This window comes from Micromonospora sp. NPDC005197 (genome assembly GCF_040608295.1).
In the GTDB taxonomy this organism is placed as follows: domain Bacteria; phylum Actinomycetota; class Actinomycetes; order Mycobacteriales; family Micromonosporaceae; genus Micromonospora.
This window is the reverse complement of the sequence record NZ_JBEXHY010000180.1, coordinates 1-8,277: the sequence shown is the minus strand read 5'-3', so window position 1 is coordinate 8,277 and position 8,277 is coordinate 1. Positions and strand designations below refer to the sequence as shown.

Below are 8,277 nucleotides of genomic sequence, written 5' to 3'. Positions count from 1 at the left end.
CAATCCCCGGGGGGGCTATAAGACAACCGGTGCCCGGCCGCCCACGAAATTTTATCCCCCACAACACCCCCCCCCGGCAACCCGCAGGCCGCCCCCCCGCCACCTGGAACAGGTTGCGGCGGCCGTCCGGTCACGGTCGTTAGGCCCGGGCGTCGCTGTCGTCCTCGGCGACCGGCTCACCCGCCGGGCCGTACGGCGACACCTGGCCCTTGGGCACCGGCCGACCGGCGTCTCCGCGCGACGTGCCGCGGTTGAGCGGATGCCCGGTCGGCTGGGGCCCCTTGCTGTCCTGACTCGTCGCTCCCTTGGCGTTGCGCCGGAACTCCTCCTGCTGCGGGTTGACCACGAGTGTCTCCCTCCGGGTACGGCAGGCGGCATCGACCGCCTCCACCGGCGGCATACCCGTCCGGCCGGGCGGCATTCCGGTCCCGCCCCGCGCCCGCAGGGCTAGCCGCGCCCAGGGTGGGTACCCACCCGGTGTGGGTGACGATCGAGCGGTGGTGCGGGTCCTATTGGACCGGCGCAGCCACACGTACGCCGAGGAGGCCGGTATCCGGCTCGCCGACCGCCCCGGTCCGCTCTACCAGCTGCTGGTGCTGGCCACCCTGCTGAGCACCCGGATCCGGGCGTGCGTGGCGGTCGACGCCGCGCGGGAGCTGTTCGCGGCCGGCTACCGCACGCCGCAGGCGATGGAGGCGGCGAGCTGGCAGCAGCGGGTCGACGCGCTGGGCCGCGGTCACTACCGCCGCTACGACGAGCGCACCGCCACCATGCTCGGCACTGGCGCCCGGCTGTGTCTGGACCGCTGGCACGGCGACCTGCGGCGCCTGCACCGGGACGCCCAGGGCGACCCGGCCGGGCTGCGCCGACGGCTCACCGAGTTCCCCGGCATCGGGCCCACCGGCGCGGACATCTACCTGCGCGAGGCCCAGACGGTCTGGTCCGACCTGCGCCCGTACGCCGACCGTCGGGCCCTCGCTGGCGCGAAGCGGCTGGGCCTGCCGGGCTCACCGGACCGGCTGGCCGGGCTGGTCGCCGAACCGGATTTCGGCCGGCTCGCCTCGGCGCTGGTCCGGGTGGCGCTCGGCGAGGAGTCCGCGGGCGAGGTCACCCGTGTCGCCGCCGGGTGAGGCGCTCACTTGACCGGCTTGTCTCCCTGCGGTCGGGTCAGGTGCCACACGCCGAGCGCGGCGAGCAGCGCCAGGACGATGACCCCGCCGGAGATGCCACGGCCCTCCTCGGGGCTGCGGCCCGCGCTGCCGAAGTAGATCACCGCGAGACCGGCGAGCACGGTGACGAACGTACGCAACCCTCGGTCCTTCACGTACCGCACGGTAGGCGAGGAGCATCCGCTAGGGGGTGTTTCGCGCGTGTTGTCCCTCTTCTGGGCGACGCGCTCAGCGCTCGGCGACGAACCCGCGCAGCCGCACCCGCCGCACCGCCCGGTCGGCGACCTCCACCACCTCGATGGTCAACCCGGGCAACCGCATCGTCTCGCCCGGCTCACTCGGCAGGTGACCCAACCGGGCCAGCACCAGCCCGGCCACCGTCGTGTACTCCCGCGACAGCGGGAAGCTCAGTCGCACCCCCAGATCGGGCAGGTCGTGCAGGGGGAAGTCACCGGGCACCAGCAGCGCCCCGTCCGGCTCCCGGGCCACGCCGCGCACGTCGCGGTCGGTCTCGTCGTACAACTCGCCGACGACCTCGGCCAGCAGGTCCTCCAGCGTGACGATGCCGTCGATGCCGCCGTGCTCGTCGACGACGAGGGCCAGTTGCTGGTGTTCCTGGCGCAACCGGCGCAACGCGTCGGCCACCGGCAGGGTCACCGGGAGCAGCAACGGTGACCGGACCCGCTCCCCCACCACCCCGGTGCCGGCCCGCACCAGATCGCGGATGTGCACCACGCCGACCACCTCGTCCAGACCGCCGGGGCCGGTCACCGGGGCGCGGGACCGGCCTGCGGCGGCCAGCAGGCGTACCCCCTCGTCGGCGGCCACGTCGGTCGGCAGCGTGGTCACCTCCCGGCGGGCCACCAGGATCTCCCGCAGCGTCCGACCGGCGATGTCGAACGCGCCGGTCAGGATCTCCCGCTGCTGCGCCGACAGGCCACGCTGACTGACCAGCATCTCCCGCAACTCCTCCTCGGTCATCTCCTCCCGACTGGCCCGGGGGTCCCCGCCGGCCAGCCGGACCACCATGTCGGTGGCCCGACTGAGCAGCCACACCGCCGGGCGGGACACCCGGGCGAGCAGGTCCAGCGGCCCGGCGCTGAGCAACGCCCACCGCTCGGCCCGCTGCATGGCCAGCCGCTTGGGCGCCAACTCGCCCAGCACCAACGTGACGAAGGTCAGCGCCACGGTCACCAGCAGCACCGAGGCCGGGCGGGCCGCCGCGCCGAGGAAGCCCAACGGGCCGACCAGCGGCTGGGCGAGCGACACCGCCGCGGCAGCCGAGGCGAGGAACCCGGCCAGGGTGATGCCGAGCTGAATGGTGGCCAGATAGCGGTTCGGGTCCCGCGAGAGCCGGACCAGCCGGTCACCGGCGCGGGTCCGCCGACCCAACCGGCGCAGCTGCCCCTCCCGCAGCGTCACCAGCGCCATCTCGCTGCCGGAGAGCGCGGCGTTGACCAGCACCAGCACGGCCACCAGCGCCAACTGCCCCAGCTGACCGCCCACCGCCCACCCCCGTTGACCGCCTGAGGTCACCTAACCGCAGCGCGCCCGGCTCCGGGCCCCGTTTCCGGCCGGCGGGGCGCTCAGTCGACCTCCAGGTCGTCCAGCGAGATGGAGTGGGTCATCAGCCACCGGGCCAGCGCCGACATGCCGAACAGCCAGAGCGGCACCGACTCGGTGGGGCCGTTGGTCGCGTAGATGGCGAACCGCAGATCCGGCGCGCGGTACGCCTCGATCCGCCATTGGTGCTGCCGGTCCCGCCAGACCGCCGAAGGGTCCATGGCGTCACCGTAGGTGACCGCCGACGGTCGAGGGGCCGGTTAGCCCGGCACCACCGCGACGCCGAGCACGGCACGCGCGGCGGACACCAGCAGGACGATGCCGATCCCGGCGAGCAGCAGCCAACCGACGCCGCGCCACCCCGAGGCGCGAACGGGCGGCGGCACCGGCGGCGGCCGCCACATCTCCCGGTACGACCAGGCCAGCACGCCCACCCCGAACGGCAGAAGCCCGATCCAGTACCAGAACCACCGGGTGCCGACCAGCGGCGGGGCGCCGCCGACCAGCCGGACCAGCCACAGCAGGGTCACCGCGCCGGCGAGCAGCCCGGCGGCGTCGGCGATCCGGTGCGCGGCAGCGCCGGCGCTCTGCCACAGGTCCGCCGACGCGGCCAGTCTCGCGTCCAACCCGGCGGGCCGCTCCGTCGACTGCGGCCCGGCGGGCTCCGCCTGCGCGTCGGGCGGCTCGACGAAGGCGTACCGGACCCGGCCACTCGGCACGCTCCAGGCGATCATCGCGCCCTGCGGGTCGTACCGCGGCTGCGGCCGGCTGCCCCAGTACGCGTCGTCGTCGGCCCAGCCCGACGCCCGTTGGAAGCTCACCACCCGGCCCGCCGCCAGATCCCGGTCGAGCTGGCCCGCCGTCGCCTCGCGCGGCGCCACCCACCATGCCAGCGAAGCCCACAGCACCCACAGCAGCGGCAACCCCCAGCGCAGCGCGACCGAGACGACACCACGCCACCGGTCAGCGAACGGCCGCGACGGGGACAGGGACGGGGACAGCTCGGCCATCTGTTCACCCTGGCAGCCCGCCGCAATCCTGTCCGCCCCGGATCATCGCGGTGGCGCGCTCAGGTGACGACGACCCGGGCGTCGTCGGGCAGGCGGCGGGTGACGCCGCGGCGGTCCAGCAGCTCCAGCAGCGGCACCGCCACCCGGCGGGTGGTGTCCAACGCCTGCCGGGCCGCCGACAGGGTGAACGGCTGCGGCAGCCCTGCCAGCACGGTGACCGCCGCGTCGAGGGCGTCGGGCAGCAGCACCACCGTGTCGGCCAGCCGCAGCAGCGCGCCCGCGCGTACCGCCGCACCGATCTCCCGGGGGCCCAGGCCCAGGCCGACGAGGCGGTCCGCCTCGGGGGCGCGAAACGGCCGGTCGGCGTACTCGGCGCGGACCCGCTGCACGGCTCGGGCCACCGGCTCCGGCAGGGTGTCGACGGCGGCCGTGCCGATCCGCCCACCGTGGACCCGCAGCGGCGGGCGGATCAGCGCCTCGACCAGCGCCCGGTCGGGCAGAGCGAGGCGTTGACGCAGCGCGTCCACCGGCATGCCCGGCTCCAACGGGTGCTCCCGGGCGTACCGGCCGACCTCCTCGGTGAGCTGCTCGCCGAGCCGCTGCCAGTGCGCGGGGTCGGCCAGCCAGTCACCGGCCACCGGCGTGGCCTGCACCGGCACACCCATCCGGCGCAGCGCGCCGACCCGCACCAGCCGACGGCGGCGCAGCTCACCGGCCAGGTCGGGTCGACCGTCGAGGTCGGCGAGGACCGTCGCGCGGGCGGCGGCCGCGCCTCGCCGCGACAACGGTGGCGGCGCCACGTCGAGGACCCGTACGCCGCCGGCCACGTGGTGTCGGCCGGGATCACGCAGCAGCGCCCGGTCGCCGACCAGCAGCGGCAACGGGCGGGCCAGCCGCAGCCGGACGGTGTCCGCGCCGAGCGGCCGGACCCGCACCGGCACCGCCGCCGACCCCACGTGCAGGGTGAGGGTGGCGGGCAGGTCGGCGGCCGGGTCGCCGGTGAGCCGTACGTCGATGACGTCGGTGTGGTGGAACCGGCCCGGGGTGAGCAGCGCGTCGCCGCGGCCGAGCCGGTCACGGGGCGTACCGCGCAGGTTGACCGCCACCCGGGCCACGGCCGCCGCCTCCGGACGGGCCTCGCCGAGGGAGTGCAGGCCCCGAACCCGAACCAGTTCGTCGGCGCCGGCCAGCTCCAACTCGTCGCCGACGCGCAACCGGCCGGCGCCCAGCGTGCCGGTGACGACGGTGCCACTGCCCCGCACGGTGAAGCTGCGGTCCACCCAGAGGCGCACCGGGGCGTCCACTGTGGGGGCGGGCAGCCGGGCGGTGAGCCGGTCCAGCGCGGCCCGCAGCTCCGGCAGGCCGGCGCCGGTCAGCCCGCTGACCGCCACCGTCTCCACCGCGCCGAGGCTGCTCGCCGCGATCTCGGCGCGGGCTCGCTCCGCCGCCGGCGCGGGGTCGGCCAGGTCCGCGCGGGTCACCACCAGCAGGCCGTACCCGACGCCGAGCGCGTCGAGCGCGGCCAGGTGCTCGGCGGACTGCGGCATCCACCCCTCGTCGGCGGCGACCACGAGCAACGCGGCCGGCACCGGCCCGACCCCCGCGAGCATGTTCGGCACGAACCGCTCGTGCCCGGGCACGTCGACGAAGGCGATGGTGGCGCCGGACGGCAGCGTCGTCCAGGCGAAACCCAGGTCGATGGTCATGCCCCGGCGGCGTTCCTCGGCCCATCGGTCGGGTTCCATCCCGGTCAACGCCCGGACCAGGGTCGACTTGCCGTGGTCGACGTGCCCGGCGGTGGCGACGACGAACATGATCAGTCGTCCCCTCCGACGCGCAGCACGGCCGCCAGGACCGCCTCGTCGGCGTCGACGGGAACACAGCGCAGGTCGAGCAGGAGCCGGCCCCGCACCACCCGGCCGAGCACCGGCTGGTCACCGGCGCGCAGCGGCACGGCGTACCGCTCGGGCAGGCTCAGCGCCCACGAGTCCAGCTCGACGCCGGGGGCGCCGCCGCCGCCGACCACGGCGACCGCCGGGACGACCTCCGCCTTGCGTCCCTCCGCGCCGAGCCGGTCACGCAGCAGCTCCACCCGGCTGCGCAGAGCGGCCGGGTCGGCGTGCAGCGCGGTCCGCGTCGGCGTGTCCGGGCGGTGCAGGGTGGCGGCCAGCGCGGCCAGGGTCAGCTTGTCCACGCGCAGCGCCCGGCCCAGCGGGTGGCGGCGTAGCCGTTCGACAAGCGCGGCGTCGCCGAGCAGCAGTCCGGCCTGGGGGCCGCCGAGCAGCTTGTCGCCGCTCGCGGTGACCAGGGCCGCGCCGGCACGCAGGGTGCCGGCCGCGTCCGGCTCGTCGGGCAGCAGTGGATCCGGCGCGAGCAGCCCGGAGCCGATGTCGGCGACCACCGGCACGTCGAGCGTGGCCAGTTGGCGTACCGGTGTGGCCGAGGTGAAGCCGGTGATCTGGAAGTTCGACGGGTGCACCTTGAGCACGAAGCCGGTCTGCGGTCCGACGGCCGCGGCGTAGTCGTCGAGCGTGGTGCGGTTGGTGGTGCCCACCTCGCGCAGGCGGGCGCCGGTGCTCTCCAGCAGGTCCGGCAGGCGGAAACCGTCGCCGATCTCGACCAGTTCGCCTCGGCTGACGACGATCTCCCGGCCGGCGGCCAGCGCGGTGGCGGCCAGCACCAGCGCGGCGGCGCCGTTGTTGACCACGTGTACGGCGGCAGCGTCCGGCACGGCGGCGGCCAGCGCGTCCATCGCGTCCCGGCCACGACGCGCGCGTCGCCCCGTGCGCAGGTCCAGCTCGACGTCGGTGTGGCCGGCGGCCGCCACGACCGCGGCGACGGCGGCGGGTGACAGCGGCGCCCGACCCAGATTGGTGTGCAGCACGACGCCGGTGGCGTTGAGCACCGTCCGCGGACCCGGGGCGGGCAGCCCGGCGACCACGGCGTCGGGGACCTCGTCGGGCTCGATCTCACCGCGGCGGGCCCGCTCCTGCGCCTGGACGACGGCGGCCTTGACCCGGTCCCGGCCGAGGGTCGCGACGGCCTCGGCCAGCCGCGAATCGGCGAGCAGCGTATCGGTGCGGGGCACCCGGCGTCGCGGGTCCACGCTGCCGTCGCGCATCACGTCACTCCTGCCGCCGTTGGCGGAGACGGACGGGAATCGAACCCGCCTGGCCCGGGTCCCGGACCACACCGGTTTTGAAGACCGGGAGGGGCACCAGCCGCCTGAACGCCTCCGTCGGACATTCGATCACAACGCCCAAGCGGCCGCTCAGTCAGCCGCCGGATCCACCCCGGTCCGTCGAGCATTCACCCGCTCGCGTTGCGGCACCACCGTGTAGCGCGGGTCGCGCGCCGACGCGACGCCACCGTAGAAGATGCCGAACCGGGTGGCCACCGACGCGCCCAGCAACGCGACCCCGGACAACGCGCCCGCCGCGCGGCTGCGCCGGCCGAGCAGCGCCCCGGCCACCCCGGCGACGGTCAGCAGCCGACCGGCGCGCAGCAGCCGACCGGGCCGCCCCGACCGGTAGGGCTCGCTGAGCAACCCCAGGCGGGTCTCCACCCGGTGCGCGCCGTACAGCTCCAGGGCCGCGCCGGCCACCGCCATCCGGCGGGCCGGCCCCGCCTGCGCCGGTGACGCGGCGAGCAGACCCACGCCGGCCCCGCTGGCCAGCGCGCTGCCCGCGAAGATGACCGGCAACTCGGGGTACGCCTCATGCCACGACGGCACCGCCGTGTCGGCGAGCAGCACCCCGGTGTACGTGGCCAGCGCCGGCGCGGTGGCGGCGGCGACGAGCCCGGCGGCGTGCCCGACCGGCGGCAGTGCCCGGCCGGCCAACCCGAGCAGCCCGCGGCGGGGCAGCAGGCCGGCGCCCTCGGCGATCGCGGCGACCCCGGCGGCCGGCCCGAACGCGGTGAGGATCCAGGTGCCCACCGACATCGGCGAGGTCGGTTTGGCCACCCGCAGCATGTGGTGGAACCGCTCCGGCCGGCCCAGGTCCCGGATCAGGAAGACGGCGCTGGCGCTGACGGCGCCCAACGCGGTGACCCGACCGGCGCGGCGCAGCACCGGCCGGCCGGTGAGCTGCCCTCCCGCGGCGAGCAGCGACGAGCCGGCGGCCAGCCCGCCGGTGAACAGGTACGCGGCGATGTCCCACTTCCAGACCGGCGCCTTCAGGATGGGCCGCCCGTAGTACGACGTGAACTCGGCCTCCGGAACCCGCAGCTCCTCGCCGCCGCCCCGGCCGCGCCGCCGGCCCGCCCGCCGGGCAGGGTCGCCGCCGGGCTGCCGTGCGACCGAGTCACCACCGGGCTGCCGTGCGGCCATCTCGTCGCGGGCGTTGGTGAACCGGCGGAACCGATCGCCCACCCGGGGGCGCTCTGTGCTCACGAGGATCCTCCGACGACGAACGCGGCGACGGTCGCCGCCGTCATGGCCAGCGCGGCGAGGCCGGCGCGTTTCCACATCGCCGGCAGATCCCGCGTCGTCACCACCGGATCCGGCGGCAACCCATACACCTCCGGCTCATCCA

General features: G+C 76.0%; 9 protein-coding genes, 1 tRNA gene and 1 pseudogene. 1 reads left to right on the top strand and 10 read right to left on the bottom strand.

The genetic code is table 11. From position 1 onward, the window contains the following. Positions 1-139 precede the first annotated feature (139 nt). On the bottom strand, positions 140-346 hold the full coding sequence (locus tag ABZU46_RS29665; protein ID WP_354862918.1) for a hypothetical protein: 207 nt from the start codon (positions 344-346) through the stop codon (positions 140-142). Between the two features lie 133 nt (positions 347-479). On the opposite strand from ABZU46_RS29665, the gene ABZU46_RS29660 reads away from it, so the two are divergent. Next, positions 480-1,130 (top strand): hypothetical protein, encoded by a 651-nt coding sequence (locus tag ABZU46_RS29660; protein ID WP_354862916.1) that lies wholly within the window; start codon positions 480-482, stop codon positions 1,128-1,130. A 5-nt stretch (positions 1,131-1,135) separates the two neighbouring features. Here ABZU46_RS29660 and ABZU46_RS29655 read toward each other — a convergent pair whose 3' ends face one another. From ABZU46_RS29655 to ABZU46_RS29615, 9 genes and pseudogenes are all read right to left on the bottom strand, one after another. Continuing rightward, entirely contained in the window at positions 1,136-1,324 is a 189-nt protein-coding gene (locus ABZU46_RS29655; protein ID WP_354862920.1) for a hypothetical protein, read from the bottom strand. A gap of 73 nt (positions 1,325-1,397) precedes the next feature. After that, on the bottom strand, positions 1,398-2,675 hold the full coding sequence (locus tag ABZU46_RS29650) for a hemolysin family protein (protein ID WP_354862914.1): 1,278 nt from the start codon (positions 2,673-2,675) through the stop codon (positions 1,398-1,400). Positions 2,676-2,755: 80 nt separating this feature from the next. Continuing rightward, positions 2,756-2,953, bottom strand: coding sequence for a hypothetical protein (locus tag ABZU46_RS29645; RefSeq protein ID WP_088989536.1), 198 nt, complete (start codon positions 2,951-2,953; stop codon positions 2,756-2,758). 39 nt (positions 2,954-2,992) lie between these two features. After that, positions 2,993-3,742, bottom strand: coding sequence for a hypothetical protein (locus ABZU46_RS29640; RefSeq protein ID WP_354862912.1), 750 nt, complete (start codon positions 3,740-3,742; stop codon positions 2,993-2,995). Positions 3,743-3,801: 59 nt separating this feature from the next. Continuing rightward, positions 3,802-5,556 (bottom strand): selenocysteine-specific translation elongation factor, encoded by a 1,755-nt coding sequence (gene selB / locus ABZU46_RS29635; RefSeq protein WP_354862910.1) that lies wholly within the window; start codon positions 5,554-5,556, stop codon positions 3,802-3,804. Positions 5,557-5,558: 2 nt separating this feature from the next. Next, positions 5,559-6,863, bottom strand: a complete 1,305-nt coding sequence (selA, locus tag ABZU46_RS29630; protein WP_354862908.1) for an L-seryl-tRNA(Sec) selenium transferase — start codon at positions 6,861-6,863, stop codon at positions 5,559-5,561. Positions 6,864-6,883: 20 nt separating this feature from the next. Continuing rightward, positions 6,884-6,979, bottom strand: a tRNA-Sec gene (locus ABZU46_RS29625). Between the two features lie 34 nt (positions 6,980-7,013). Continuing rightward, positions 7,014-8,135 carry an NrfD/PsrC family molybdoenzyme membrane anchor subunit gene (nrfD, locus tag ABZU46_RS29620; RefSeq protein ID WP_354862906.1) on the bottom strand — a complete coding sequence of 374 codons (1,122 nt, stop codon included), beginning with the start codon at positions 8,133-8,135 and terminating at the stop codon, positions 7,014-7,016. Next, positions 8,132-8,277: pseudogene (locus ABZU46_RS29615) on the bottom strand (4Fe-4S ferredoxin); the annotation flags it as partial. The gene nrfD and the pseudogene ABZU46_RS29615, both read right to left, overlap by 4 nt.